Origin of the sequence: Bacillus vallismortis, assembly GCF_004116955.1 — a bacterium.
In the GTDB taxonomy this organism is placed as follows: Bacteria; Bacillota; Bacilli; order Bacillales; family Bacillaceae; genus Bacillus; species Bacillus vallismortis.
Genome location: NZ_CP026362.1, coordinates 685,594 through 711,548, shown reverse-complemented (window position 1 = coordinate 711,548; position 25,955 = coordinate 685,594). Strand labels below are relative to the sequence as shown.

Sequence of the window (25,955 nt, the reverse complement as noted above, 5' to 3'; positions counted from 1 at the left end):
AAAGTTCAGCGGGAATTAAAAACGACATGAACGATAAAATCTAACATTGATAAAGGAGGAGATTGATATGAAAAGCATAGTTGGTGTATACGAAACTCCGCAGGAAACCATTGCAGCGATTGAAGGCTTATTAACAAAAGGTTTTGATTCTGACGATATTTCAGTTGTGACAAGCCGGCGAGATACAGATGATCTTGAGTCACGTACTGGAACAGAAGTCAATCAGGCCGTCGATGCACATAAGGGTGAATCCGATTCATTTTTTGATAAACTGAAAGATTATTTTACAATGGATGATACTGCCGCACACAGCAAGACATTATCAGATTTGGATATTATGACTGGAGAAATAGACAAGTATCAAGAGGATCTGGATGACGGGAAACTACTTGTGGCTGTTGATACAGATGCAGAAGTCAATCCGCCTATTGATAACGGCAATGCTCTTTCAGGCGGCCTTTCGAGCACAAATGAAATGGCGGATTATACAACGAAAGAAGAAAAAACAATGCCACTGCGGGAAGAGCAGCTGAAAGTCAATAAGGAAGATGTTCAAACTGGAGAAGTAGAGATCGGAAAAGAAGTGAAAACAGAACAAAGAGATATGGACATCCCGGTGAGACACGATGAAATTTATGTTGAACGCCGCCCTGTGGATGAAAATACAGCGGACGCTTCCTCCGTCAATGATTCGGAAGAGATCAGAGTGCCAATCGTTGAGGAAAAACTGGAAGTGACTAAAAAACCGGTTGTCACTGATGAAGTGGTTGTCGGAAAACGGACTGTCAAAGAGAATGAGCATATTTCTGAAACGGTGAAAAAAGAAGAGCCTCGCATGAACAAAGACGGAAAAGTTGATGGCTTGGATGATGATACACTGAATAACAAATAATCATCAACCTACAACAAAAAACCTCAAATCCTTTAAGGGGACTGACCCCATAAGATGAGACAAATAAAAACACCTTCAAGTTTGAATACGGATGATTGTTATCCGAAATTAGACTTGGAGGTGTTTTTTCTATGGGGACAAGAGTGAGTTATCCGCTTGAAGTGAAACAGAAGGCTGTAGAAATGAGATTGGCAGGCGTACCTATGAAAGAGATCATGCAGGAGTTGAATATCAAAAATAATACGCAGATTAAGACATGGGTCAGATGGTATAAGGCTGGGGATACACATCGATTTGAACAGCCTGTTGGTAAGCAATACACTTATGGAAAAGGTCCGGAGTATTCTTCCGAATTAGAGAAACTGCAGGCAGAGAATCGTTACCTGAGACAACAGAATGAAGTTTTAAAAAAGTACAACGAATTGGAAAGGAAGTTGATAGCCAAACGTCAGTCGAACTTGTAGAAGTAATGCACCGATCAATGACCGTACAGGATATCTGTGTTCATTTAGGTATCTCCCGAGCGTCTTATTATCGTTGGAAGAAGAATCTGATGAAGGATCATCCCAAACGCCATTTGGAAAAACAAATCGGCACGTTGTGCCGAGAGCACAAGTATCGATATGGATATCGAAAAATCACAGCCATATTAAAAAAGGGAATGTGTATTAACCATAAAACGGTTCAGCGTATTATGCAGAAAAATCAGTGGCAGTGCCGGGTTAAGGTGAAAAAGCGCAAGAAGAATGGGCAGCCATATGCCGTGGTCGATAATATATTAGATCGGAACTTTCAGTCTGATCATCCTCTTGAAAAACTAGTAACGGACATCACGTATTTGCCTTATGGACAGAAGCAATTGTACCTTTCCAGTATATTGGATGTATACAATGGAGAAGTGGTTGCTTTTACGATTGGAGATAAGCAGGACACAGACTTTGTCTTACACACACTTGATCAACTGCCAACACTGCCTGAGAACTGCGTGTTACATAGTGACCAAGGATCTGTGTATACATCTTACGAGTATCAGAAAGCTGTTAAAACAAAAGGCATTACCATGAGCATGTCCCGCAAAGGGACGCCCGCTGATAATGCCTCCATCGAATCGTTTCATTCCTCACTAAAGTCTGAAACGTTCTATCTTAACAGCATTGATCGAACCACGACCGCCATCGTAGAACGCACTGTCATAGAATACATTCATTATTATAACAATATTCGTATTCAAACGAAACTAAACAACCAATCACCGATAAACTATCGGCAATTGGCTGTTTAAAAGGTGTTTTGATCCCTGTCTTAAAAACGGGGGTCAGTCCCAAGGATTTGAGGTTTTTCTTTTTGGTACGTCCCAGGAGAGATTCGAACTCCCGACCGACGGCTTAGAAGGCCGTTGCTCTATCCAGCTGAGCTACTGGGACATGTTTTGTTATTTCGTTTTTCGCTTTAACTATCAGCGACAAGATTTATTATATATGGGATGCAACAATAAGTCAACGGTTTTTTAGAATTTTTTTCATGAGGAAGAAAATTTTCTTCCTCATGACATTTTCATAGTGTGACACGGTTGTGCAGATCCTCAATTTCATGGCCAGCTTGGTCGTAAAAACGCACTGTTGCGGCATCATTTTCTAAAGTCAGTATAGCATAGCTTTCTGTCCTGCGCACCCTTGGAAGGCGGATGCTGCCGGGATTAATCATCAGCTTTCCGCGCAGCACTTCGCTTCCCGCGATGTGCGAATGCCCGAAACAGATCATATCCACTCCGAGCTCCTCTGCCCGATAGTATACGTTTAACAAGGTCTGTTTTATACCGTGAAGATGGCCGTGTGTGACCAGTATTTTTTTTGAACCGGCATTCAAAAGAAGCTCGTCCTTAAAATCGCCCGCAAAATCGCAATTGCCTTTTACAACCTTATAAGGATCCAATGCCGGATGCCCGGTTTCGAGTTCAGAGTCTCCGCAATGAATCATGAGATCTACTTCCGCTTCATGCCGTTTCGCGATGGTTTGGAGTTCTTCTTCAAGCCCATGGCTGTCACTGATAATCAGCACGTTCATGTACAAGCTTCCTCCTTATGCCTCTAAAAGCTTAGACAGCTTTTTAAGCGCGTCAGCCCTATGGCTGATTTTATTTTTTTCATCACTTGTCAGTTCAGCCATTGTCTTATCTTTATCTTTCACGATAAAGATTGGGTCATAGCCAAAGCCGTATTCTCCTCTCGGCTCTTCAGCAATATACCCTTCCACATGGCCTTCGACTGTTTTTGTTTCTTCACCAGGGATACTCACAGCCAGCGCGCAGCGAAAACGGGCCGTACGCTGTTCTTTTTCAATTCCTTTCAGTTCGCCGAGCACTTTAACGATATTTGCCTGGTCGTCTTTCTGTTCCCCTGCATAGCGCGCGGAGTAAACGCCGGGGCTGCCGCCAAGATTATCGATTGACAGGCCGGAGTCATCCGCAATCACCATTTTATTCACTGCTTTTGCAACAGCTTCCGCTTTCAAAACGGCATTCTCTTCAAACGTATGGCCTGTTTCCTCGATCTCCTCTGTGTATCCGATGTCAGCTAACGATTTGACATCATAGCCTTTTGGTTCAAGGATTTCTTTAAATTCTTTCACTTTTCCTGGATTATGTGTCGCAATGATTGCCTCTTTCATGATGATCAAGCCTTTCTATCATTATTTCAAATCTGGCAGAGAATCACCTAACACTTCTTTTTGTTTATCAATCAGTTCCTGAATGCCTTTTTCTGCAAGACCGAGAAGACCGTTTAGATCATCCCGTGAAAACGTCGCCTCTTCTCCGGTTCCCTGCAGCTCAACAAAACGGCCGCTGCCTGTCATAATGACATTCATGTCCACTTCAGCGGATGAATCTTCTTCATAATTTAAATCTAACAAAATCCCCTGTTCCTTATCAATTCCGACAGAGATCGCTGCAAGAAAATCAGTGATCGGGTTCGCCTTGATTGTTCCCGCTTTGAGCAGCTTGCCAATCGCAATTGCCATGGCAAGAAATGCGCCTGTAATAGAAGCGGTTCTTGTTCCGCCATCAGCCTGAATGACATCACAGTCAATCCAAATCGTCCGTTCACCGAGCTTTTCTAAATCTACGACTGCCCGAAGCGCGCGGCCGATCAGGCGCTGGATTTCCATTGTTCTGCCGGAAACTTTCCCCTTCGAAGATTCTCTGATCGTTCTTTGGTTTGTTGCCCGCGGCAGCATGCTGTATTCAGCTGTAATCCAGCCTTTTCCTCCGCCCCGCAAAAACGGCGGCACGCGATCTTCCACAGACGCGTTGCAGATTACTTTTGTATTTCCTGCTGTTATTAGAACAGAACCTTCCGGATGGCTGATAAAATCCAAATCTAATGTGATTGGGCGCAGCTCATCATGTTGTCTTCCGTCATGTCTCATGTTTTACCTCCGATTGTATGTACATAAACCATTTTTGTCCCGGAATTGAATAAAGAAAGAGGCAGCCGGAACGCTAACCTCTTTCTTTCTAGTATATCAAAAATTTCAATTTAAAAACTACCCGTATTCACTTGAGAAGGTCTGGAGACCGGTTCTGTGAGCTTTTCGCCTTTTTCATTGACAAGCTCCGATTTCCCGTTTACTTTGACGGAAACGCTCTTTACATCCGGCTGTTCTGTTAACGTCAGCACAATGCTGTTCAGCACTTCTGAAGAAATCATTTTTGTCTTTTCATCCGCGCTGCCGAATATGGATTGATTGAAATCTAACGTCACGCGTCCGTCTTTGATTTTCGGTTTGCTGACCAGCTTTACGTCATCACTGAAATCTGTTAACAGCCCGCTCACCTTGCTAGGGCCTTTAGCCAATTCATTGATTGCTGCTGTGATGTCGTCTTTTTCCGAATTGTCGATCCGTTTTGTCACCGGCACATAATACTCACTGTCTTCGTTTTCCGCCAAATAATAAACGGTGAGCGGATGTGTTGCGGTGAGATCATTTACGCCTGATGTTTCCATATTAATCCCGTCTTTACGGCTTAAATCATCTGAGATTGGCGTGCCTCCTACAGGCATCTCCTTCAGTTCATGGCCGTTTATTCTCAGCTTCACTTTATCTATCGAGCTGAATTGCGTCAGTGTCCACGTCACGGATTGAACAATTTTCTGCTCGTCTTCCTTCTTATAATTTTTAAATTCATTAGAGAAATCCGCTATTGCTGTGCCGTCTTTTTTGATGTCAACGTTAACAGTTGTGTCAGCCGGCAATACGGCTCTGAAGCCATTCGGAAGAATTTCTGACACCGGCCCGCCCTGAACGAGGTATTCAAGTGCCTGCTTAGCCGTGCCTTCACTTTTCGGAAGAGGCAGCGTTTGCGCAACAACGTACCCGTTTTTATCAATGAGATAAAGCTCCCTCATGACTGTAGATGAGACTTGATCCGCTTTGGCGGTATCGTTTTTTTTACTTTCTGCTTTTTCGGCTGCTGTTGTATTTGAATCGGCCCCCGCTTCATCGTTCACGTATGTAACGTCTTGAGGCGGATCAATTTCCTCGGCTGCCTTATCAGATTGGAACAAACCGCATCCGGATAAAAGCAGGGCAGAGGTGAGACAAGTGGCACCAATGACTGCAGGTCCTTTTTTCAGCATACTTTTCCCTCCTAAGGCTGTTTGTACTATTATGTATACGAGCCTTATTTGGAAATAGACCGAAGAATTCCGGCAAAACAGAAAAAAACCGCAACAAGACGTTGCGGGTCAAAGCTATTTTCTAATCGGTTCTTGCAGTGAGATGCATTCCACATGGCCCACCCCATGGCCAAACCAGTCGTCTGCGATTTTCGCAAACTGATCACGCGCTCCGGTTGTCAGGAACTGATGATTCGGGGCAACCGAAGACTGGTTCAGCAGCCCTTTATATGAAAGAATTGTGCTGACTTCCCGGGCTGTTTCATCGCCGGACGAAATCATATTTACGTGTTCTCCCATATATCTCTGAATGGAATCTTTTAAGATAGGATAGTGGGTGCAGCCTAAAATCAGCGAATCAATCGATGTGTCTTTTAACGGATACAGCGATGTTTTGACAATCTCGTCTGCTGTTTTGTCAAGAAACTTCCCGCTTTCCACAAAAGGCACAAGGAGCGGACAGGCAAGGTTCTCAACCTTCAGATCAGGATTTAATGCCAAAAGCGCCTCTTCGTACGCGTTGCTCTTCATCGTATTTTCCGTGCCAATGACACCGATATGCTGATTTTCCGTCATTTTTATCGCTGCTCTCGCACCCGGCTGAATGACTCCGACCACAGGGATGCCGACGCTGCGCCGGATGTCTTCCAATGCGATCGCTGTTGCTGTGTTGCAGGCGATCACGAGCATTTTAATATGGTGGTTTTCAAGTAGATAATTCGTCAGCTCCCACGTGTATTGAAGCACTTCTTCTTCAGGACGCGGCCCGTACGGACACCGTTTCGTATCCCCGACGTAGATAATATTTTCTTTTGGTAGCTGTCTCATGATTTCCTTTGCAACGGTTAAACCGCCAACCCCGGAATCAATGACTCCTATTGGTTGCTCCAACAAAATCGCCTCATTTTCTCTTCATTTCATGCTGCAGTTTCATCAATGATTTTTCGAAGATGGCTACTTCTTCATCTGTAAACGTTTCGAACATATCACGCAGGTATTCCTGCCTTTTTGTAATGACCTCTTGGATAATCCGCTCTCCTTCTGGCAGCAGATGTATCCGGACGACACGTCTGTCCGCCGGGTCCTTGACCCGCTCGACAAGGTCATTTTTCTGCATGCGGTCGATTAAGTCCGTTGTTGTGCTGCATGCCAGATACATTTTACCCGACAGTTCGCCGATTGTCATATCTCCCAATTCATAAAGCCATTGCAGGCCGACAAATTGCGGCGGCGTAATCGCATATTGGTTAAGGATTTCTCGTCCTTTTTGCTTAATGATCGCGGCAATGTGGCGGAGTGACTTTTCTATATCCGCAACATACTCCAAATGTTTTGATGTCATTTGTCCATCCCTCACTCAAGGATCTCTTACGCACAAAAGCGTTCCGTGTCTATTTTCCTTCTTTTTTGAAGAAAATGCAAGACTCCGCAAGAGAAATGGAGGACTTTAGGCAAACAACACCAAACAGAAACATGTATTGCTCTATCCGTTGCCATCCAACTTTTTGCATAGCAAGCCAAACACGGTTTGAGAACGTGACGAACAAACAGGAATAACCGGCTCCTTCCTGAAAGAAGGAATACCGGCAAGGATTAAAGCTCTAGTTCACCCATTCTAAGAAGCTCAACAACGGCTTGCGAACGCCCTTTCACACCCAATTTCTGCATGGCATTTGAAATATGGTTTCGAACGGTTTTCTCACTGATAAATAGCTCGCTTGCAATCTCCTTTGTTGTCTTATCTTGAACGAGCAATTCGAACACTTCTCTTTCTCTTTTCGTTAGCAGCGGCTTCGATTGAAATTCTTTCTCCTTCAAGTATTGTAACCCTCCTTGCTAAGGTGAGAGCGAATCAGAAACGAATGGGTTTTGATATAGTCAAGATATCTTATGTAAGAAGGGCACGGGAGGTGACGTTTACAAGAGAATTAGTTTATGGTGCAGGGAGCAGCGTTTCTTTCTCCTCATCTGTCCAGCTGACAGCCCTGCCGCTTTCCTTTGAGACTTGGACCATCACAACGGCTCCGGTGAAGCACGGTTCGCCTTTGCGGTTCTCTCCGAGATAATGCAAGGTAAGGGATGAGCTGCCGACGGCGCTTGTTTTCACATAGATGCGCAGCTCTTCATAAGGCATGACTTGGCGCAGATAATCGCATTGCTGGCTTGCCACGACCGTTATGGTCTGTTTGTTTTCATTCATCATATTCAGCTTTTTAAAATAAGAAATCCGCGCCTCCTCAAAGTATATAAAAGGTGTCACATTATTCATGTGTCCAAACATGTCCGTCTCGGAAAATCGCACGGATACCTGATAAAAAAAAGAAAAGGACGACTTCCATTCTTGAAACGGCATGTCAATATAAGCGGGAATCTTCATCTTTACTCATCTCCTTATGGTTAAAAAACCTCTCCCATGCGGAAGAGGTTTCAGCGTGTCGACAAACCCTCGCATTCGTTGTCAGGCCTGCGCGTCGGTGCTCACGAATCCCTACATTCGCTGTGCTCCGATGCTCGCCCTTCCTAGACTTCAAGGGTTTTCAATCACGCTGAAAAGATGACAAAGTCATAAAACGAAAACCGTTTTATGACTTTGTCTACAGTCTGAAACCTCTCCCATGCGGAAGAGGTTTTTTCTTCTTATACTCTGTCGCTTCCGAAGAAATTACGGAACGCTTGTAAGTTTGTATCTCTGTTTAAGGCTGCAATCGAAGTGGTGAGCGGGATGCCTTTCGGGCAGGACTGAACGCAGTTTTGCGAGTTTCCGCAATCTGCAAGGCCGCCGTCATCCATCAGTGCTTCTAATCGGTCAGATTTATTCATGGCGCCTGTCGGATGGGCGTTAAACAGGCGGACTTGAGACATCGGTGCCGGCCCCATGAACTTCGATTTGCTGTTCACATTCGGGCAGGCTTCGAGGCAGACGCCGCACGTCATGCATTTTGATAATTCATATGCCCATTGACGGCGTTTTTCCGGCATTCTCGGCCCCGGTCCCAAATCATACGTACCGTCAATCGGTATCCAGGCTTTTACTTTTTTCAATGAATCAAACATTCTGCTCCGGTCAACCTGCAAATCACGCACGACCGGGAAAGTTTTCATCGGTTTTAAGCGGATCGGCTGTTCAAGCTGGTCGATAAGCGCCGTACAAGATTGGCGGGGTTTTCCGTTTATGACCATTGAACATGCGCCGCATACTTCTTCAAGACAGTTCATATCCCATGTGACAGGGGTTGTCTTTTCACCTTTCACGTTAACCGGATTCCGGCGAATTTCCATCAGTGCGGAAATGACATTAAGGTTTGGGCGGTATGGTACCTCAAATTCTTCATCGTAAGGCGTGCTGTCGGTTGTATCTTGCCGTGTGATAATAAATCGTATCGTTTTTTGTTCACTCATGATTATTTCGCCACCTTCTTCTTCGAGTAATCCCGTTTCCGAGGCGTTATCAGTGAGACATCGACATCCTGATATTCAAATTCCGGCGCTTCATACGGGCTTACATGTTTAGCTATTGTTGTTTTGAGCCATTCATCATCATTACGTTCAGGATAATCCGGTTTATAATGGGCGCCCCTGCTTTCATTGCGGTTGTAAGCGCCAAGGGTAACCACTCTCGCAAGCTGAAGCATGTTCGAGAGCTGGCGTGTGAACATCGCCCCTTGGTTGCTCCATTTCGTCGTATCATTGATGTTAATCTTTTTAAACCGCTCCATTAATTCCTGAATTTTGTCATCCGTTTTCAATAGCTTGTCGTTATGGCGGACAACCGTGACGTTCGCCGTCATCCACTCACCAAGCTCTTTGTGAAGAACATAGGCATTTTCTGTTCCGTCCATACTCATAATCTCAGCCCATTTTTCTTCTTCTTTTTTGACGTGAGCGTCGAATAAAGAGGAAGACATGTCTTCTGCTGAAGATTCTAAGCCGTTTACATATTTCACCGCATTCGGTCCGGCCACCATTCCTCCGTATATCGCGGAGAGCAGGGAGTTTGCCCCCAAGCGGTTGCCGCCGTGCATAGAGTAATCACATTCCCCGGCTGCAAACAGTCCCGGGATGTTCGTCATTTGATCGTAATCCACCCATAATCCGCCCATTGAGTAATGAACCGCCGGGAAGATTTTCATTGGAAGCTTACGCGGGTCGTCTCCCATGAATTTCTCATAAATCTCAATGATGCCGCCGAGCTTAATGTCAAGCTCTTTCGGATCTTTATGAGAAAGATCGAGATACACCATGTTTTCGCCGTTAATGCCGAGTTTCTGGTTGACACACACATCAAATATTTCGCGTGTCGCAATATCACGCGGCACCAGATTCCCGTATGCCGGGTATTTCTCTTCCAGGAAGTACCACGGCTTTCCGTCTTTATATGTCCACACGCGTCCGCCTTCACCGCGCGCCGATTCACTCATCAGTCTTAGCTTGTCATCGCCCGGTATGGCTGTCGGGTGGATTTGAATGAATTCTCCGTTTGCATAATACGCTCCCTGCTGATAAACGATCGAAGCTGCAGACCCTGTATTAATCATGGAGTTCGTCGATTTTCCAAAAATAATTCCCGGTCCGCCCGTCGCCATAATTACAGCGTCTGAACGGAAGGATTCAATTTGCATGTTTGTCAGGTTTTGCGCAACAATTCCGCGGCAGGTTTTGTCGTCATCCAATACAGCGCCAAGGAATTCCCAGCCTTCGTATTTTGTAACCAGACCCGCAACTTCGTACCTGCGCACTTGCTCGTCCAGTGCGTAAAGCAGCTGCTGCCCCGTTGTCGCACCCGCATAAGCAGTTCTGTGGTGCTGTGTGCCTCCGAATCGGCGGAAGTCAAGCAGGCCTTCTGGCGTCCGGTTAAACATGACGCCCATACGGTCTAATAAGTGGATGATAGAAGGCGCCGCGTCACACATCGCTTTGACCGGCGGCTGGTTCGCAAGAAAGTCTCCCCCGTACACAGTGTCATCAAAATGCTCCCATGGAGAGTCGCCTTCCCCTTTAGTATTGACCGCTCCATTTATGCCGCCTTGCGCGCAAACCGAATGAGACCGTTTGACAGGAACGATGGAAAAAAGCTTAACCGCCATTCCTGATTCCGCTGCTTTAATTGTCGCCATGAGGCCGGCAAGACCCCCGCCGACTACGATAATGCTTGATTGACTCATGATAGCCCCTCTCCCTCTAGTAATCTAGTACTCTTATACAAATGCAAAAATCGCTTTTAAGCCTACGTAAGACAGTGCAACAAAAATAATCAGCGTAACGTAAGTCGAAATTCTTTGAGAACGAGGCGTTACCGTGATGCCCCATGTAACAGCGAACGACCATAAACCGTTCGAGAAGTGGAAAATCGTTGATAAGACACCGACAATGTAGAAGCCAAGCATAGCCGGAGAGCTCAAAATATTCGCCATCATGTCAAAGTTGACCTCAGCGCCCATTTGCGCTGCAATACGGGTTTCCCACACATGCCAGCTGACGAAAATGAGGGTGATGATACCGGTTACACGCTGCAGGACAAAGAGCCAATTTCTCATATAGCTGTATTGACCTGCGTTATTTTTTGCAGTAAACGCTATGTACACACCATAAATTGCATGATAAATTAATGGTAAGAAAATAATAAAAATTTCCAAGGCATACCTGAAAGGCAGACTATCCATAAAATGCGCAGCACTATTGAATGCTTCAGCGCCCCTTGCAGCAAACTGGTTGACGACTAAATGCTGAATGAGAAAGATGCCGACCGGTATGACGCCAAGCAAGGAATGCAATCTTCGAAAATAAAACTCTCTGTTCCCAGACATTACTTTACCCCCTGTTTGATAAGTGCGAAATGTGCTAATTCTCTTCCCCCACTTCTTTCAATTGTAAGCACTTTATTAAGATTTATTGACAATTTCATTTTACTCCTCCCTCAAAAGGGCGTCAAGAAAACGCGTACATAAATTACAATTTTCCGAATTAATTAGTTGATTCAAAAATTTTATTTTATCAGTATATATTTCTCCCTTAAAATTTCATAAGAATTACAGGATCATTCTGTAATACCTCCCCCTCTTTGGGCTATAATATACGAAGGAGAGAGGGGAGACAGATATGAAGTCTAAATTTGAAGCATCTATTGATCATTTAAAAGAAATCGAAATGAACGCCTACGCCTACGAACTAATACGAGAGATCGTTCTCCCAGATATGCTTGGCCAAGATTACTCTTCCATGATGTATTGGGCAGGGAAACATCTCGCCCGTAAGTTTCCTCTTGAATCATGGGAGCAATTTCCGGCTTTCTTTGAAGAAGCGGGCTGGGGAACCCTTACAAACGTAAGCGCAAAAAAACAGGAGCTTGAATTTGAACTTGAAGGGCCGATCATTTCCAACCGGCTTAAACACCAGAAAGAACCATGTTTTCAATTGGAAGCTGGTTTTATTGCTGAACAAATTCAATTGCTGAATGAGCAGATTGCCGAATCATATGAACAAGTGAAAAAGAGAGCCGATAAAGTGGTTCTGACTGTGAAATGGGATTTGAAAGATCCAGTGTAATCAAAAAGGCGGTGACTTCAATAGTCCCGCCTTTTTGATTATCGTTACACAGCTGAAGGGTGTTTTGAAAGCTCAAATGCATCGTGCAGCGCTTCGACGGCTTTCACCATGTCATTTTCGCTTACGACTGTTGACACTTTGATTTCAGATGTGCTGACCATTTTGATTAATATGTTTTTTTCCGCCAGTACAGCAAACATTTCTGCCGCTACACCAGGGTTTGAGACCATGCCGGATCCGACGATGGATACTTTGGCCAATTTGCTTTCTGTCTCGATTTTCGCGAATTCAAGCGCGCCCTTATACTCTTCAAGCACTGCAACGGCTTGGTTTGCGTCTTCTGTTTTGACAGAGAAGGAAATTCCGGTCTGATTGTCTCCGGCTTGCGTTTGGATAATGATATCAACGTTAATGTTCCTTTTGGCAAGTGTTGTAAATATTGTAGACAAGGTTGTCAGGCCGCCAGTCAGCCCGTAAATAGTTACCCTTGTGATTTGGTCTTCGAACGCAATGCCTCTGACAATTAAATTTTGCTCCATGGATGATTCCTCCTCAATTAATGTTCCCGCTTCTGTTTCTGTACTTGAACGTACTTCTAACGGCACTTCGTAATTTTTCGCAAATTCAACGGCTCTCGGATGAAGAACGCCGGCGCCTAAATTGGCAAGCTCAAGCATTTCATCGTATGAGATTCCGGCAAGCTTTCTCGCTGATTTCACATAGCGCGGATCGGTTGTAAACACGCCGGGCACATCTGTGTATATGTCACATTTATCCGCTTTTAATGCGGCAGCCAAAGCGACTGCTGTTGTGTCTGAACCGCCACGGCCCAATGTTGTGATCTCGCAATTGTCCGCCATGCCTTGGAATCCTGCGACAATCACAATCTTTCCTTGCTCAAGCTGGTCTGTTAAAACAGAAGTGTCGATATCTGTAATTCTGGCGTTTCCGTGTACGGATTCCGTGCGGATTCCCGCCTGCCAGCCAGTATAGGACACCGCGTCATAGCCTTTTTCATGCAGTGCCATTGAAAGCAGGGAAATCGTGACCTGTTCGCCTGTCGCCAGCAGCATATCCATTTCGCGTTTGCTCGGCTGGCCAGTGATGTCTTTTGCAAGGCTGACCAATGCGTCAGTGGATTTCCCCATAGCTGAAACGACTACGACGACTTGATGGCCTTTCTGTTTTTCTGCAATTGCACGGTTTGCCGCATTTTGAATTTTTTCGACTGAGCCGACGGAAGTACCTCCGAATTTTTGTACGATAAGACCCATGAATGACCACCCTTTACATTTTGGTTCGTGCGGGTGAGGAGAAAGAGCGCTTTGTCCACAATAAAAAAAGCAATGAGAGGAATTTGCTCTCATTGCTTATCAATTAATCATCATAAATGATTATGAACAACGAGATAGCCCTCCAAGAAAATGATTTCTTGACAGCCTTACATTTATTCAATGCACGGCCAGCAAATAATACCGATGGGGTTTTATTTGCTTCGGCGACGCTCCCCTTTCAGCCTTTTTCACAGAATCCATCTTTCTCCAAAGGCTTACTTTTGAAGTTCGCACCTCTATCTTCACCATATAACACGATCTAACTATGAAATTAGTTCACATTTTATCAGATCTTTTTTAAAAGGACAACACTATTTTTGCAATTTGTCGTAAAGGAGCTGAGCCGCCGCTGCCGGAACACCCGCTTTTTTGAGGTCCTCAAGGCTTGCTTCCTTCATCTTTTTAACCGAACCGAAATGCTTTAACAGCATTTTCTTTCTTTTCTCTCCGATGCCCGGGATGTCGTCCAAGACGGATTGAAACGCGCTTTTTCCGCGGATTTGCCGGTGAAAGCTGATCGCGAATCGGTGCACCTCGTCCTGAATGCGCTGCAGGAGGTAAAATTCCTGGCTGTTTCGTTCCAGATATACCGCCTCCAGCGGTTCCCCGATGAGTAAATTTGAAGTTCTGTGTTTTTCGTCTTTTGCTAAGCCGGCGATGGGAATATCCAGGCCTAATTCATTTTCAATGACATCCTTTGCAGCGTTGATTTGCCCTTTTCCTCCGTCAATGATGATCAGATCGGGCAGCGGCAGGTTTTCACGAAGCACTCTCGAATAACGCCTTCTGACAACCTCTCTCATTGAACCGTAATCATCCGGCCCTGTAACGGTTTTGATTTTATATTTGCGGTATTCCCTTTTGTTCGGTTTGCCGTCGATAAATACGATCATCGCGGAAACCGGGTTTGTCCCCTGTATGTTTGAGTTATCAAACGCTTCAATTCTGTGCGGTGTATAAATATTCAAAGCTTCACCGAGTTTCTGCACAGCCCCGATTGAACGCTCCTCGTCCCGTTCAATTAAAGAGAATTTTTCTTTCAACGCGATTTTCGCGTTTTTATGAGCCAGCATAAGCAGTTCTTTTTTCGGGCCTTTTTTCGGCTGGTGGACGTTTGTTTCCAGCAGCTGCTCAATCATCGATTGATCTACGCTGTCCGGAACTAAAATTTCCTTTGGAAGGAAGTGGTTGTTTTTTGAATAAAACTGCCCGATGAACGTAAGGAACTCATCATCAGCTTCCTGATAGAGCGGAAACATGCTGACATCCCGCTCAATAAGCTTTCCTTGGCGGATGAAAAAGACCTGCACACACATCCAGCCCTTATCATATGCGTACGCGAATACGTCACGGTCGACTAAATCGTTCATCGTCATTTTTTGTTTTTCCATCGTTGAGTCAATATGGGCGATTTGGTCGCGAAGCTCTTTTGCCCGTTCAAACTCAAGATTCTCCGCAGCTTCCTGCATCTTCTCTTCAAGCTCTTTTTTGACATCATTATAGCCGCCCTTTAAGAAACGGGTAATGCGCTCAACCAGCTCTCTGTTTGTCTCTTCGGAAATGTCCTTTACGCACGGAGCGAGACATTGGCCCAAATGATAGTAAAGGCATACTCTGTCCGGCAGCTTGGAGCATTTTCTGAGAGGATACAGCCGGTCTAGCAGTTTTTTTGTTTCCCTTGCAGCCTGTACATTCGGGTACGGCCCGAAATAGCGCCCCTTGTCTTTTTTGACATTGCGGGTGACAATCAGCCTTGGATGGCGTTCATGGGTAAGTTTTATGAAAGGATAGGTTTTGTCGTCTTTCAGCATGACATTGTATTTCGGATCATGCTTTTTGATCAAGTTCATTTCTAAAATAAGCGCTTCAAGGTTGGAGGACGTCACGATATATTCAAAATCCTCGATTTCCGTCACAAGCCTTTGGGTTTTCGCATCGTGAGAACCGGTGAAGTAGGAGCGCACTCTGTTTTTCAGCACTTTAGCTTTTCCTACGTAGATCACAGTCTGCTGCCGGTCCTTCATGAGATAACACCCGGGCTGATCAGGAAGGAGGGCGAGTTTTTCTTTCAGTTGTTTGTTCATCTGTTACCCTTCCTTATATTTAGTCCTTTATTTCCAGTTTAACACGAACGTTTGTTTTTCTCTACGGTTCACAATTGGCGAATAAAAAAAGCGATCCCTCAATCGGAATCGCTCTGGCATGTAAGCAGCCGTAAATTAAAGATGTTTGTTTACAAGCTCTTGAAGCGCTTCTTTCGGTTTGAAGCCGACAGAAGTTTCAACAACTTCTCCGTCTTTTAACACAAGAAGTGTCGGGATGCTCATAACGCCGTATTTTCCGGCTGTTTCTTGGTTTTCATCCACATCGATTTTTACGATTTTGAGTTTGTCTCCCATTTCTTGATCCAGTTCTTCAAGAACAGGTGCAATCATTTTACAAGGTCCGCACCAAGGAGCCCAGAAATCAGCCAGTACGACGCCTTCGCTTGTTTCAGCTGAGAAAGATTGATCAGTTGCTTTTACGATAGCCATTATTGAATTCCTCCAATTGTGAATGATGATGTTTAGTATAGCATCTCCCATTCGTTCACGCTATTTTAATGCTTAGAAATTATTTTCTCCTGATCGCAATCGGTTTACTCATTTTTGTCTTGATGGAATGGGATATGTCTTTTTTCATTAAAACACAAATCTGATAATGGCCCCGATCACTACAATTGCCCCGATGATCATTAGAATGGTACGAAGCATAGAATAACACTCCTCTTTACTGTCATGTACTTTACCATGCCCTCCCGGAGCAATTTTCAAACATGAAAGAGAGCGCCGGCATGAACCTCCGGCGCTCTCGCTTGGTTAAGAATCAGCCCGCAGCGTGAGTAAGACAACTGACATAGGCGGGAGTTTTACTTTCAGTTTGTTTTTGTTGAGCGTGTATTGGCTGAAAGATTCCGGTTTGACGTGATGAGGATCGTCAAACGTGTTATGGGCATTCATTTTTTCTGCCGTGAGAATGACTCCGGAATGGTCCGCAGTCTTGTCAACACCTCTCAGTTCAATCTCGGCCTCCGCTTTGTTTTGATGGTCAATGTTGCAAATCGTAATATTGATATCGCCTTCTGCATGTTTCGAGGCTGAAACACTGATTTGCGGCAGCGTTTCTTCCTTCCATTCATAGTCAGCAGACGTTGTTTCAGTGTCTAAAAGAGAAGCATCCTGGTGTACCTTAAACATATCAAATACATGGTACGTCGGTGTCAAAAGCATCCGCTCTCCCTCAGTCAAAATCATGGCTTGAAGAACGTTTACCGTTTGGGCGATGTTGGTCATTTGCACCCGGCGGCAATGCTGGTGGAAAATGTGGAAGTGAGAAGCCGCCACCAGTGCATCGCGAATGGTATTTTGCTGATAAAGGAAACCAGGGTTCGTGCCCGGCTCAGGATCAAACCACGTGCCCCATTCGTCAATAATCAGGCCGACCCGCTGCTCCGGATCGTACCGGTCCATAATTGTGCCGTGTTTTTGAATCAGTTCGTCGATATATTTGGCCTTTTTCATTGTAATGAACCATTCATCCTCTGTGAATTCTGTCGCTGACCCTTTGCCTTTCCAGAAATCACCCGGAATCGTGTAATAATGAAGGCTCAATCCGTCCATCAGGCCGGCGGCTTTTTTCATAAGCACGTCCGTCCAATTAAAGTCATCTACATTTGCGCCGCCAGCAATTTTATAGATTTCATTGCCGCTGTAATTTCGCACATAGGTTTGAAAACGCCGGTACAGATCAGCATAGTATTCAGGGTGCATGTTTCCGCCGCAGCCCCAGTTTTCATTGCCCACCCCGAAATATTTCAGCTTCCAAGGCTCCTCTCTTCCATTTTGTTTTCTCCAGTCTGACATTGGAGTGCCTTCTTCAAACGTCATATATTCGATCCATTCCGCCATTTCCTGAACCGTTCCGCTTCCGACATTCCCGCAGATATAAGGCTCGCATTCAAGCAGCTCGCAAAGCATCATAAATTCATGCGTTCCGAATTCATTTGATTCAACTGTTCCGCCCCAGTGCGTGTTAAGCATCGTCTTTCGGTCTCCGACACCGTTTGCCCAATGATATTCGTCTGCAAAACACCCGCCAGGCCATCTGAGGACAGGAATATGAAGCTGCTTGAGCGCTTCCAGCACATCCTTTCGTATTCCGTTTATATTGGGAATGCTCGAGTCTGTTCCGACCCAAATCCCCTCATAAATCCCTCTTCCTAAATGCTCCGCAAAATGACCGTATATATTTTTGTTAATCGTTCCTTTTACAATATCTGTCTGGATCACTGCTTGATGTTTAGACATGCCTGATCATTCCTTTCATACGAATATGAAAAGCACCACAGTCAAATATGTGATCTGTCTTTCGCCTGAGGAGTCCGCATGAATGTAAGCGCTTTTAAAGTAACGATATTATATATGTTCGTACATGTCAATGATATTTTTTATTACGTATACATTTGTACGTATATATTTAAACATACAAAAACCCCGAACTTCAGCAGTTCGGGGTTTCCTTTACGAGTGTATATTTAATTGTTTGAATTCCTCAGTTAATAACGGAACCACTTCAAATAAATCGCCTACGATGCCATAATCAGCTATTTTAAAAATATCGGCTTCGGGATCCTTATTAATGGCGACAATGATCTTGCTGTTTGACATCCCGGCTAAATGCTGGATGGCGCCGGAAATGCCGCAGGCGATGTACAAATCCGGGGTGACGACTTTTCCGGTCTGCCCGATCTGGAGAGCGTAATCACAATAATCAGCGTCGCACGCCCCGCGAGAAGCCCCAACTGCGGCTCCGAGCACTTCGGCAAGCTCCTCTAGCGGCTGAAATCCTTCCTTGCTTTTGACTCCGCGGCCGCCTGCAACGATAATTTTGGCTTCGGAGAGATCAACGCCGTCCGTTGTTTTTTTCACAACCTCTTGGATAACGGTGCGGAGGTCAGTATGAGAAACATCAAGGCTTTCGATACTCCCTGACCTGCCGGTGTCTTTTTCTGAAGCTTGAATGTTATTAGGGCGAATCGTTGCAAAAATCAGCGGATCGGTTGATATGACGCGTTCAAATGCTTTCCCCGAGTAAATCGGCCGTGTGAATACGACATTCTCTCCGGCAACGCTTACATCAGTAGCATCAGAAATTAAGCCTGTTTGCAGCCGGGCCGCGAGCTTCGGTGATAAGTCTTTGCCCATTGCTGTGTGCCCGCATATGACTGAATCGGGTTTTTCTTGGCCAATAATGGCATTCATGACCTGGCTGTATCCGTCTGCCGTGTATGCTTTCAGCTTCGGATCCTCGGCTGTGAGAACTTTATCGGCTCCGTAATGGATAAGCTCCTGTGCAAGGCTTTGAGCATTTTCTCCGATCAAAACACCGATGACTTCTCCATCACCTGAGATGGTTCTTCCTGCAGCTAATGCTTCAAAGGTGACATTCCGCAATTCCCCATCGCGAATTTCTCCAAGTACGATCACTTTTTTTCCCATTCTAACATCCCCCTGTTTCTTTGAATGTCCAAGCTTTACATGACTTTAGCTTCGCTGCGGAGCAATGAGACGAGCTCTTTTGCCTGTTCGGCAGGCTCACCTTGGAGAAGCTTCCCGGCTTCTTTTTTCGGCGGAAGAAAACGCTCTATGGTTTTCACTTTTGGTTCGGCATCCTCTTCGTCAAGATTAAGATCATCTAGCTCCAGCTCTTCAAGCGGTTTTTTCTTGGCCTTCATAATTCCCGGAAGCGATGGATAACGCGGTTCGTTTAAACCCTGCTGAGCTGTGACAAGCAATGGGAGAGTCGTTTTGATCTTCTCAACATCCCCTTCAACGTCTCTTTCTGCTTCTGCATCAGTGCCGTTGATTTCGAGTTTGGTGATCGTCGTGATGCACGGAATATCCAGCAGCTCGGCAAGCCGAGGGGCGACTTGTCCTGACCCTCCGTCAATGGCAACATTTCCGCCGAGAATCAAATCAAACTCCTGATCCTTCATATAGTGGTATAAAATTTGAGATATAGAATATTGGTCGGGTTCCTCGAGATCATCTTCTATGTTGATTAAAACGGCTTGGTCACATCCCATGGCAAGCGCCGTACGCAATTCCTTTTCCGCTTCTTCACAGCCGACAGTGACGGCGGTGATCGTGCCGCCGTGCTTTTCCTTCAGCTGGATGGCTTCTTCTATCGCGTACTCGTCGTATGGATTAATGATCCATTCCGCTCCGTCGTCCTGAATCTTTCCTGCTTCAATGACGATTTTTTCTTCTGTGTCAAACGTCCGTTTCATCAGTACAAATAGATTCATGATCATATCCCCTTTTATTCGCCCTTGAACTGAGGCTTTCTTTTTTCGAGAAATGCCTGGATGCCTTCTTTGGCGTCCTCTGACTCAAATGCTTCACCAAACCGCTTTGCTTCAAGCTTTAAGCTGCCATCATAGGAATACACCTTGTTTGAATAAAGAAGCTCAAGCAGTGATGCCAGCGTTTGCGGGCTTTTTTCTGCAAACTTAGCGGCAAGCGCTTTTGCTTTTTCAAGCACTTCTGCTTCATCCTTCGCTCCAATTGAAACAAGTCCGAGATCAAGCGCTTCTTTTCCGGATATCGGTTCTCCGGATCCAATGAGCTCTAATGCTTTGGCTATCCCGATATATCTCGGTAGACGCTGTGTTCCCGCAAAACCCGGAATGATACCGAGGTTAAGCTCAGGGAGCCCCAGTTTGGCATCTTCCGCGGCGATTCTGATATGACACGCCATCGCCAGCTCAAGTCCGCCCCCAAGTGCAGCACCATGAATCGCTGCGATAATTGGTTTAGGGAAGCCTTCAACTCTTTCCATCAGCTGCTGGCCGCGCTCAGCCAGCAGTGAGGAATCCTCATTGCCTTTAAGCGATGTAAATTCTTTAATATCAGCACCGGCTGAGAAAAATCTTCCCTCACCGTGAATGATAATGCTTCGTACGCCTGCATCTGTCTCACATTGATCTAGACAGGAGGACAGCTCTTCTAATATCCGGCTGGAAAGCGCATTTGCCGGCGGATTGTGAATCGTCAAGACTGCCACAAATTGATCAACCGCCAGTGATATTGCATTCATAAGACAGAACCCCTTTACTTATTATGAATTCCGGACACCAACAATTCTAAAACGCTGTCGGATAAGGCAGCGAGATCGTACTTTTGGTCATTCATCACCCAAGTTGTCACGGTTTCGTCAATCGTACCAAAAATCATCTGCCGGGCGAGGCGGACATCGAGGCCTTTTTTTAATTCGCCTGATTGTATACCTTCCGTCAAAATGCCATCCAAAATATTTAAGTAGCCCTTTAATATTTCATTGATTTTCTGGCGCAGCTCCAAGTTGGACTGACGGAGCTCAAGCTGAGTGACAATCGCGAGATTATGGTCATCCGCTAAAAGAGTAAAATGCTTTGAAATGACAAGCGCCAGTTTTTCTTTGGCTGTCTTTTTTTCTTTGATGCCCTCTTCCATCCGCTCAATAAATTGGCCCATTTTTTCTTTAAATAGAGAAATTAAAATGTCTTCTTTATTTTTGAAATAAAGATAGATGGTGCCGTCCGCTACTCCGGCTTGTTTGGCGATTTTGGACACCTGTGACTGGTGGTAGCCGTTTTCCGCAATGACTTCTACTGCTGCATCAATAATCTGCATATACTTTGGCCGTTTTTGCTTCAATGTTCATCGTTCCTCCCTATAAAAATGAATGACTATTCATTCATATTTTCATGATAAGAAGGATTTTCGGCTTTGTCAAGTTTATTCATAGATGTTCTCTTTTTTCTTATGTCATTTGTGGTTAATATGATGATTTTCGGCATCTTCTTCGAGTAAACGCCTTCTTAAAATTTTCCCTACCGCCGTTTTCGGCAGTTCTTTTCTAAATTCATAGGCTTTCGGCACCTTGTAGGGAGCGAGACGGGATCTCGCAAAAGCGTCCAGTTCTTCTGTATCGGCTTTTGCGTCTTTCTTTAACACGACAAATGCTTTTACTGTTTCTCCCCTGTAGGAATCCGGCACACCGGCAACGACAATTTCCTGAATGGCTTCATGTTCATAAAGCGCTTCTTCGACTTCACGCGGGTAAATATTATAGCCGCCGGCGATGATGATGTCCTTCTTCCTGTCGGCAATATAGAAAAAACCCTCTTCATCCATATAGCCCATATCTCCGGTGAACAGCCAGCCGTCTCTCAGTACAGCGGCGGTTTCCTCTGGTTTGTTCCAATATCCTTTCATGACTTGCGGGCCTTTGACAATGATTTCTCCATGCTCATACGGTGCGGCAAGCTCACCCGTCTCTTCTGAATAGATCGCTGCGTCAGTACCCGGCCAAGGACAGCCAATACTGCCCGGCTTGTTTTTCCCCCAGATAAAATTGGAGTGCGTCACAGGGGATGCTTCAGACAAACCATAGCCTTCCACAAGCTTTCCGCCAGTCACTTTTTCAAATTGCTGCTTTACCTCCACAGGGAGCGCGGCTGATCCGCTAAGACAGCTTTTAATAGATGACAGATTATAGTGCTGCAATTTGGGGTGATGCAAAAGGCCAATGTAAATTGTCGGTGCGCCTGGAAAGAGCGTCGGTTTTTGCTTGTCGATGATTTTAAGCGTTTCGAGCGGGTCGAACTTAGGAAGAAGAATCATTTCGAAGCCTTGCTTAATCGAATAATTCATCACTGCCGTGAGCCCGTAAACGTGAAAAAACGGTACAATGGCAAGCACTTTTTCAGCAGCTTCCTCTACATCGTACATCCAAGCCGTGCACATCTCGGCATTGGCCAAGATATTCCGGTGTGTAAGCATGACCCCTTTGGGAGCCCCCGTTGTTCCTCCAGTATACTGAAGAACAGCGATATCATGCTCAGGCTCGATCTTCGGGATTGTCACGAGCTCCATATTTTCCTGCTTCACGCTGGAGGCAAACGTGTGAATGTGATCATTTTTGTCAAAATCGATGTGCACTTTTTGTTTTTGTGTCAGCGGGTAAAGAATATTTTTCGGAAAAGGCAAATAGTCTTTTATGCTGGTTACTAAAATCTGATCCACTATTGATAACGTTTTCATTTTTATTGCCTTCGGAAAAAGCAAATCTAAGGTGATGATCACACTTGCCCCAGCATCTCTCAACTGGTACTCAAGCTCATGCTCGGTATAGAGCGGATTCGTCTGGACCACGATGCCGCCGGCAAACAAGACGCCATAATAAGAAATGACTGATTGCGGGCAATTGGGCAGCATAACAGCCACTCTGTCTCCTTTTTGCAGGCCATTGGACTGTAAAAAAGCTGCGAGTTTAAGCGCATCCGTCAGAATGTCATGAAAGGTGAGTTTTTTTCCATAAAACGTTACGGCGGTTTTGTCAGGGAATCGTTCGGCGGAGTCTGTCAGGATGGATTGCAGGGTTTGGTTCGGCAACGGAAGATCATGCGGAATTTCGTCGGGATACTCGGCAAGCCAAGGCTTTTGAGACTGCATAAAACCTCCCCTTTCGGTTTTAGAGTTCCACCCTATCATTATAGCAGATGGACGGCAAAAAAAAGAAAAAGAAAGGTAAATCTTTCTTTTTCTCATGATACGAACAGATAAATAAGACCGATTAACAAAAAGATTCCCGCCGCGGCGAGGAGTGCTTTTGCAAGCTTTTCCATCGATTCTCCGTCCCCTTATATTCCGGCTGCCACCACAAATGAAAGCCCGACAGAAATGACAAATGAAATAAAACCGACAGCCCGGTTATCATTTTCGATTTCCTTATCAATTTTAAACCGCGGAGTCAAAAACTCAAAAATAAAGTAGCTGAGCAGAAGCATGACAAACCCGTAAACGCCCCAGCCGATCATTTGCAGCAGAGAATTGTGCTGGGAAATGGAATGCTGAAATACGTTTGCGATTCCTAAAATTTTTCCGCCGGTCGCCATTGCCACCGCAAGATTTCCTTTTTGAATCTCTTCCCAGTTTTTATAAGCTGTCACCAGCTCAAACACAGTCAAAAAGAGGACGAGGCAGAGAACCGCGACACTGTAATACGCCGCGATTTCCACAAGCTCGTTTTCCCAAAAATCACTCATGGCCATACTCCCTTTTATTTTAGTTCAACAACCGTAACGCCTGATCCTCCCTCACCTGCTTCACCGAAACGGGAGCTTTTGACGCTGCGATGGTTTTTCAAAAGATCCTGCACGCCTTTTCTTAAAGCGCCAGTTCCTTTTCCGTGGATGATTGACACTCTTGGATATCCCGCTAAGACTGCATCATCCAAGTATTTTTCAACACGGCTGAGGGCATTTTCATAGCGTTCGCCGCGAAGATCAAGTTCGAGCGATACGTGATAATCCTTTCCTTTAACAGCCGTAATGATTTTTTCTTTTTTGGGTTCCGGAGCTGATTTGATAAACTCCAAATCTTTTTCTTTTACTTTCATCTTTAAAATGCCGATTTGGACATTCCATTCACTGCCGCCGGTTTTTTCAAGCAGTGTTCCTTTTTGCCCAAAGGTGAGGACTTTCACCTCATCACCAGGCTTGAAATTGCGTTTTTGCGTTTTCGGTTTTTCCGGTTTTTTGGACTTTTCAAAGGTAGGAACTGCGCCTTCTAGCCGTTTCTTCGCGTTGATCAGTTCGTGATCCTTGAAGGATCTGTGTTCTTGTTTGATTGAGCGCAATTCGTGAATAATGTCTTCGGCTTCTTTCGTTGCCGCTTTTACTTTTTCAGCCGCTTGCTGTTCAGCCTCCTCGAGCATTTTGTCTTTTTTGCTGTTGAGCTCGATGATTTGCTGCTGTAGCTCTTTATGCAGCTTATCTGCTTCTCTTCTGATAGCCTCCGTCTCAGAAAGCTCTTCTTCCGCACGTTTTTTGCTTTGTTCCAGCGACGCAATCATCGTATCGACTTCGTTGTGCTCGGCCGTCATTTCTGATTTCGCCTGCCCGATGATATGGTCCGGGAGCCCAAGGCGTTTTGAAATTTCGAAGGCGTTGCTTCGTCCCGGCACACCAATTAACAGTTTATAGGTCGGCGACAGCGTTTCGATGTCAAATTCGACGCTCGCGTTCATGACGCCTTCTCTGTTATAGCCATACGCCTTTAATTCCGGATAGTGCGTGGTGGCTAACACTCTTGCATTGGTGCGATGCACGTCATCCAAGATGCTCATGGCGAGGGCAGCCCCTTCTTGCGGATCTGTCCCTGCGCCCAGCTCATCGAAAAGGACCAGGCTGTTTTCATTGACCTGTTCTAAAATGCCGACAATGTTCACCATATGGGACGAGAACGTACTTAAGCTTTGCTCAATCGACTGTTCATCACCGATATCAGCGAATACATGCTCAAATACTGCCGCTTCTGATCCTTCATCTGCCGGAATATGAAGACCGGATTGCGCCATTAAGGTTAATAGGCCTAATGTTTTAAGGGTGACTGTTTTCCCTCCGGTGTTTGGCCCTGTAATGACCATGGTTGAAAAATCGCCGCCAAGTTCAATATCATTAGCAACCACCTGTTCAGCCGGAAGCAATGGATGGCGGGCTTTTTTCAAACGAACAAAGCCGCTGTCGTTCATCAGCGGTTTTGTCGCTTTGACCGCTTTAGCGTATCTTGCCTTTGCAAAAATAAAGTCAAGTGTCTGCAGCACGTGCAAATCTTGAAAGAGCTCTTCTGTGTGTTCCGCCGTTTGCTCTGTCAGCATGCGCAAAATCCGTTCAATTTCTTGTTTTTCTTTCACTTTCGCCTGCTGAAGCGAGTTGTTCATATCGACAATCGCCTGCGGTTCAATGAACAGTGTCGCGCCAGAGGAAGAGGTATCGTGCACAATTCCCCCGTAGCTTGATCTGTACTCTTGTTTGACTGGAATCACAAAGCGGTCATTCCGAATCGTAACAATCGTATCAGACAACATTTTTGAAGCGGAGGAGGAACGCAGCATTGACTCTAACCGGTCTCTGATTCTCGATTCGAGTGTCCTGAGCTGTGTGCGGATTCCTCTTAATGTTTCTGACGCGTGATCAAGCACTTCTCCGTGATCATCGATGCAGGAATTAATGTCCCGCTCTAAATCGGACAGCGTAATCAGCTGTTCCGCATGCTGATGGATCAGCGGAATGTCGACACCGTCTTCAGCCATTTGGCTGATAAAATGTTTCATTTGTTTCACTGCGTAAAGCAGGCCTGAGATTTCAGTAAATTCTGCGGGACTGAGAACGCTGCCGATTTCCGCCCGCCTTAACGCACCTCTGATATCAACAAGGCCGCCAAAAGGCGCCTGGCCTCTCAGGCGGATAATGGCAGAAGCTTCGTCTACTTCATCCAGCTGTTTTTTGATTTCGTCTATAGAAGCAGAAGGCTGAAGCGCGAGTAACATCTCTTTTCCGAGCGATGATGCGGCGTGCTCAATCACCTGTTCTTTCACTTTATGAAATTCGAGAGCTGATAATACTTTTTGCTGCACGATTGTGTG

Annotated in this window: 25 protein-coding genes, 1 tRNA gene and 1 riboswitch; of the genes, 3 read left to right on the top strand and 23 right to left on the bottom strand. The window is 45.3% G+C overall.

Going from position 1 to position 25,955, the window contains the following annotated elements; translation table 11 throughout:
• Positions 1 to 67 precede the first annotated feature (67 nt).
• Together BV11031_RS03850 and BV11031_RS03845 are read left to right on the top strand one after the other, a co-directional pair.
• Complete coding sequence (locus BV11031_RS03850; protein WP_010330239.1) at positions 68 to 892, top strand: YsnF/AvaK domain-containing protein; 825 nt, start codon at positions 68 to 70, stop codon at positions 890 to 892.
• A 131-nt stretch (positions 893 to 1,023) separates the two neighbouring features.
• Positions 1,024 to 2,174, top strand: a protein-coding gene (locus tag BV11031_RS03845) for an IS3 family transposase (RefSeq protein WP_129550684.1) whose coding sequence is annotated in 2 segments (ribosomal slippage) — positions 1,024 to 1,297 and positions 1,297 to 2,174 — 1,152 coding nt in all. Because the reading frame shifts where the segments join, the coding sequence is not laid out codon by codon here.
• Between the two features lie 68 nt (positions 2,175 to 2,242).
• Here BV11031_RS03845 and BV11031_RS03840 read toward each other — a convergent pair.
• From BV11031_RS03840 to sdhC, 12 genes are all read right to left on the bottom strand, one after another.
• Positions 2,243 to 2,316 (bottom strand) — tRNA-Arg (locus BV11031_RS03840).
• Between the two features lie 130 nt (positions 2,317 to 2,446).
• Positions 2,447 to 2,956: a YfcE family phosphodiesterase gene (locus BV11031_RS03835; RefSeq protein ID WP_010329762.1), complete on the bottom strand. Its 510-nt coding sequence runs from the start codon at positions 2,954 to 2,956 to the stop codon at positions 2,447 to 2,449.
• 15 nt (positions 2,957 to 2,971) lie between these two features.
• Positions 2,972 to 3,568 (bottom strand): XTP/dITP diphosphatase, encoded by a 597-nt coding sequence (locus BV11031_RS03830; RefSeq protein ID WP_082022615.1) that lies wholly within the window; start codon positions 3,566 to 3,568, stop codon positions 2,972 to 2,974.
• A gap of 12 nt (positions 3,569 to 3,580) precedes the next feature.
• The gene (gene rph / locus BV11031_RS03825) at positions 3,581 to 4,318 is read right to left on the bottom strand and encodes a ribonuclease PH (RefSeq protein ID WP_010329760.1); all 738 of its coding nucleotides are present in this window, start codon (positions 4,316 to 4,318) and stop codon (positions 3,581 to 3,583) included.
• 110 nt (positions 4,319 to 4,428) lie between these two features.
• Positions 4,429 to 5,529: a spore germination protein GerM gene (gene gerM, locus BV11031_RS03820; protein ID WP_129550683.1), complete on the bottom strand. Its 1,101-nt coding sequence runs from the start codon at positions 5,527 to 5,529 to the stop codon at positions 4,429 to 4,431.
• A 114-nt stretch (positions 5,530 to 5,643) separates the two neighbouring features.
• Positions 5,644 to 6,462 (bottom strand): glutamate racemase, encoded by an 819-nt coding sequence (gene racE, locus BV11031_RS03815; protein WP_082246343.1) that lies wholly within the window; start codon positions 6,460 to 6,462, stop codon positions 5,644 to 5,646.
• 7 nt (positions 6,463 to 6,469) lie between these two features.
• Positions 6,470 to 6,910 carry a MarR family winged helix-turn-helix transcriptional regulator gene (locus BV11031_RS03810; RefSeq protein WP_010329758.1) on the bottom strand — a complete coding sequence of 147 codons (441 nt, stop codon included), beginning with the start codon at positions 6,908 to 6,910 and terminating at the stop codon, positions 6,470 to 6,472.
• Positions 6,911 to 7,161: 251 nt separating this feature from the next.
• The gene (gene gerE / locus BV11031_RS03800) at positions 7,162 to 7,386 is read right to left on the bottom strand and encodes a spore germination transcription factor GerE (RefSeq protein ID WP_003184172.1); all 225 of its coding nucleotides are present in this window, start codon (positions 7,384 to 7,386) and stop codon (positions 7,162 to 7,164) included.
• 115 nt (positions 7,387 to 7,501) lie between these two features.
• Positions 7,502 to 7,945 carry an acyl-CoA thioesterase gene (locus BV11031_RS03795; protein ID WP_010329755.1) on the bottom strand — a complete coding sequence of 148 codons (444 nt, stop codon included), beginning with the start codon at positions 7,943 to 7,945 and terminating at the stop codon, positions 7,502 to 7,504.
• Positions 7,946 to 8,205: 260 nt separating this feature from the next.
• Positions 8,206 to 8,967: a succinate dehydrogenase iron-sulfur subunit gene (sdhB, locus tag BV11031_RS03790; protein ID WP_010329754.1), complete on the bottom strand. Its 762-nt coding sequence runs from the start codon at positions 8,965 to 8,967 to the stop codon at positions 8,206 to 8,208.
• 2 nt (positions 8,968 to 8,969) lie between these two features.
• Entirely contained in the window at positions 8,970 to 10,730 is a 1,761-nt protein-coding gene (sdhA, locus tag BV11031_RS03785; RefSeq protein ID WP_010329753.1) for a succinate dehydrogenase flavoprotein subunit, read from the bottom strand.
• A 33-nt stretch (positions 10,731 to 10,763) separates the two neighbouring features.
• Entirely contained in the window at positions 10,764 to 11,372 is a 609-nt protein-coding gene (gene sdhC / locus BV11031_RS03780) for a succinate dehydrogenase cytochrome B558 (protein ID WP_010329752.1), read from the bottom strand.
• A 292-nt stretch (positions 11,373 to 11,664) separates the two neighbouring features.
• On the opposite strand from sdhC, the gene BV11031_RS03775 reads away from it, so the two are divergent.
• The gene (locus BV11031_RS03775) at positions 11,665 to 12,111 is read left to right on the top strand and encodes a YslB family protein (RefSeq protein WP_010329750.1); all 447 of its coding nucleotides are present in this window, start codon (positions 11,665 to 11,667) and stop codon (positions 12,109 to 12,111) included.
• A gap of 44 nt (positions 12,112 to 12,155) precedes the next feature.
• Here BV11031_RS03775 and BV11031_RS03770 read toward each other — a convergent pair whose 3' ends face one another.
• From BV11031_RS03770 to BV11031_RS03710, 11 genes are all read right to left on the bottom strand, one after another.
• The gene (locus BV11031_RS03770) at positions 12,156 to 13,385 is read right to left on the bottom strand and encodes an aspartate kinase (protein WP_010329749.1); all 1,230 of its coding nucleotides are present in this window, start codon (positions 13,383 to 13,385) and stop codon (positions 12,156 to 12,158) included.
• Between the two features lie 127 nt (positions 13,386 to 13,512).
• Positions 13,513 to 13,692, bottom strand: a riboswitch (Lysine riboswitch).
• A gap of 64 nt (positions 13,693 to 13,756) precedes the next feature.
• Entirely contained in the window at positions 13,757 to 15,529 is a 1,773-nt protein-coding gene (gene uvrC, locus BV11031_RS03760; RefSeq protein WP_010329748.1) for an excinuclease ABC subunit UvrC, read from the bottom strand.
• Positions 15,530 to 15,664: 135 nt separating this feature from the next.
• Complete coding sequence (trxA, locus tag BV11031_RS03755; RefSeq protein WP_003222500.1) at positions 15,665 to 15,979, bottom strand: thioredoxin; 315 nt, start codon at positions 15,977 to 15,979, stop codon at positions 15,665 to 15,667.
• Between the two features lie 324 nt (positions 15,980 to 16,303).
• Positions 16,304 to 17,791 carry an alpha-L-arabinofuranosidase AbfB gene (abfB, locus tag BV11031_RS03745; RefSeq protein WP_010329746.1) on the bottom strand — a complete coding sequence of 496 codons (1,488 nt, stop codon included), beginning with the start codon at positions 17,789 to 17,791 and terminating at the stop codon, positions 16,304 to 16,306.
• Positions 17,792 to 18,004: 213 nt separating this feature from the next.
• On the bottom strand, positions 18,005 to 18,982 hold the full coding sequence (locus BV11031_RS03740; RefSeq protein WP_010329745.1) for an electron transfer flavoprotein subunit alpha/FixB family protein: 978 nt from the start codon (positions 18,980 to 18,982) through the stop codon (positions 18,005 to 18,007).
• 35 nt (positions 18,983 to 19,017) lie between these two features.
• Complete coding sequence (etfB, locus tag BV11031_RS03735; RefSeq protein WP_010329744.1) at positions 19,018 to 19,791, bottom strand: electron transfer flavoprotein subunit beta; 774 nt, start codon at positions 19,789 to 19,791, stop codon at positions 19,018 to 19,020.
• 14 nt (positions 19,792 to 19,805) lie between these two features.
• Complete coding sequence (locus tag BV11031_RS03730) at positions 19,806 to 20,582, bottom strand: enoyl-CoA hydratase (RefSeq protein ID WP_010329743.1); 777 nt, start codon at positions 20,580 to 20,582, stop codon at positions 19,806 to 19,808.
• Between the two features lie 14 nt (positions 20,583 to 20,596).
• Positions 20,597 to 21,181 (bottom strand): fatty acid metabolism transcriptional regulator FadR, encoded by a 585-nt coding sequence (gene fadR, locus BV11031_RS03725; RefSeq protein WP_010329742.1) that lies wholly within the window; start codon positions 21,179 to 21,181, stop codon positions 20,597 to 20,599.
• A gap of 111 nt (positions 21,182 to 21,292) precedes the next feature.
• Entirely contained in the window at positions 21,293 to 22,981 is a 1,689-nt protein-coding gene (locus BV11031_RS03720) for an AMP-binding protein (RefSeq protein WP_010329740.1), read from the bottom strand.
• A gap of 188 nt (positions 22,982 to 23,169) precedes the next feature.
• Positions 23,170 to 23,574 (bottom strand): DUF350 domain-containing protein, encoded by a 405-nt coding sequence (locus BV11031_RS03715; RefSeq protein ID WP_003222485.1) that lies wholly within the window; start codon positions 23,572 to 23,574, stop codon positions 23,170 to 23,172.
• A gap of 14 nt (positions 23,575 to 23,588) precedes the next feature.
• On the bottom strand, positions 23,589 to 25,946 hold the full coding sequence (locus tag BV11031_RS03710) for an endonuclease MutS2 (RefSeq protein ID WP_010329738.1): 2,358 nt from the start codon (positions 25,944 to 25,946) through the stop codon (positions 23,589 to 23,591).
• Between the last annotated feature and the right edge of the window lie 9 nt (positions 25,947 to 25,955).

What these genes read in the sequence shown, in the direction of transcription:
- BV11031_RS03850 (WP_010330239.1), top strand. Translation starts at nt 68, where the DNA reads ATGAAAAGCATAGTTGGTGTATACGAAACTCCGCAGGAAACCATTGCA.
- BV11031_RS03835 (WP_010329762.1), bottom strand. Translation starts at nt 2,956, where the DNA reads ATGAACGTGCTGATTATCAGTGACAGCCATGGGCTTGAAGAAGAACTC.
- rph (WP_010329760.1), bottom strand. Translation starts at nt 4,318, where the DNA reads ATGAGACATGACGGAAGACAACATGATGAGCTGCGCCCAATCACATTA.
- gerM (WP_129550683.1), bottom strand. Translation starts at nt 5,529, where the DNA reads ATGCTGAAAAAAGGACCTGCAGTCATTGGTGCCACTTGTCTCACCTCT.
- BV11031_RS03810 (WP_010329758.1), bottom strand. Translation starts at nt 6,910, where the DNA reads ATGACATCAAAACATTTGGAGTATGTTGCGGATATAGAAAAGTCACTC.
- BV11031_RS03795 (WP_010329755.1), bottom strand. Translation starts at nt 7,945, where the DNA reads ATGAAGATTCCCGCTTATATTGACATGCCGTTTCAAGAATGGAAGTCG.
- sdhB (WP_010329754.1), bottom strand. Translation starts at nt 8,967, where the DNA reads ATGAGTGAACAAAAAACGATACGATTTATTATCACACGGCAAGATACA.
- sdhA (WP_010329753.1), bottom strand. Translation starts at nt 10,730, where the DNA reads ATGAGTCAATCAAGCATTATCGTAGTCGGCGGGGGTCTTGCCGGCCTC.
- sdhC (WP_010329752.1), bottom strand. Translation starts at nt 11,372, where the DNA reads ATGTCTGGGAACAGAGAGTTTTATTTTCGAAGATTGCATTCCTTGCTT.
- BV11031_RS03775 (WP_010329750.1), top strand. Translation starts at nt 11,665, where the DNA reads ATGAAGTCTAAATTTGAAGCATCTATTGATCATTTAAAAGAAATCGAA.
- BV11031_RS03770 (WP_010329749.1), bottom strand. Translation starts at nt 13,385, where the DNA reads ATGGGTCTTATCGTACAAAAATTCGGAGGTACTTCCGTCGGCTCAGTC.
- uvrC (WP_010329748.1), bottom strand. Translation starts at nt 15,529, where the DNA reads ATGAACAAACAACTGAAAGAAAAACTCGCCCTCCTTCCTGATCAGCCC.
- trxA (WP_003222500.1), bottom strand. Translation starts at nt 15,979, where the DNA reads ATGGCTATCGTAAAAGCAACTGATCAATCTTTCTCAGCTGAAACAAGC.
- abfB (WP_010329746.1), bottom strand. Translation starts at nt 17,791, where the DNA reads ATGTCTAAACATCAAGCAGTGATCCAGACAGATATTGTAAAAGGAACG.
- BV11031_RS03740 (WP_010329745.1), bottom strand. Translation starts at nt 18,982, where the DNA reads ATGGGAAAAAAAGTGATCGTACTTGGAGAAATTCGCGATGGGGAATTG.
- etfB (WP_010329744.1), bottom strand. Translation starts at nt 19,791, where the DNA reads ATGAATCTATTTGTACTGATGAAACGGACGTTTGACACAGAAGAAAAA.
- BV11031_RS03730 (WP_010329743.1), bottom strand. Translation starts at nt 20,582, where the DNA reads ATGAATGCAATATCACTGGCGGTTGATCAATTTGTGGCAGTCTTGACG.
- BV11031_RS03720 (WP_010329740.1), bottom strand. Translation starts at nt 22,981, where the DNA reads ATGCAGTCTCAAAAGCCTTGGCTTGCCGAGTATCCCGACGAAATTCCG.
- BV11031_RS03715 (WP_003222485.1), bottom strand. Translation starts at nt 23,574, where the DNA reads ATGAGTGATTTTTGGGAAAACGAGCTTGTGGAAATCGCGGCGTATTAC.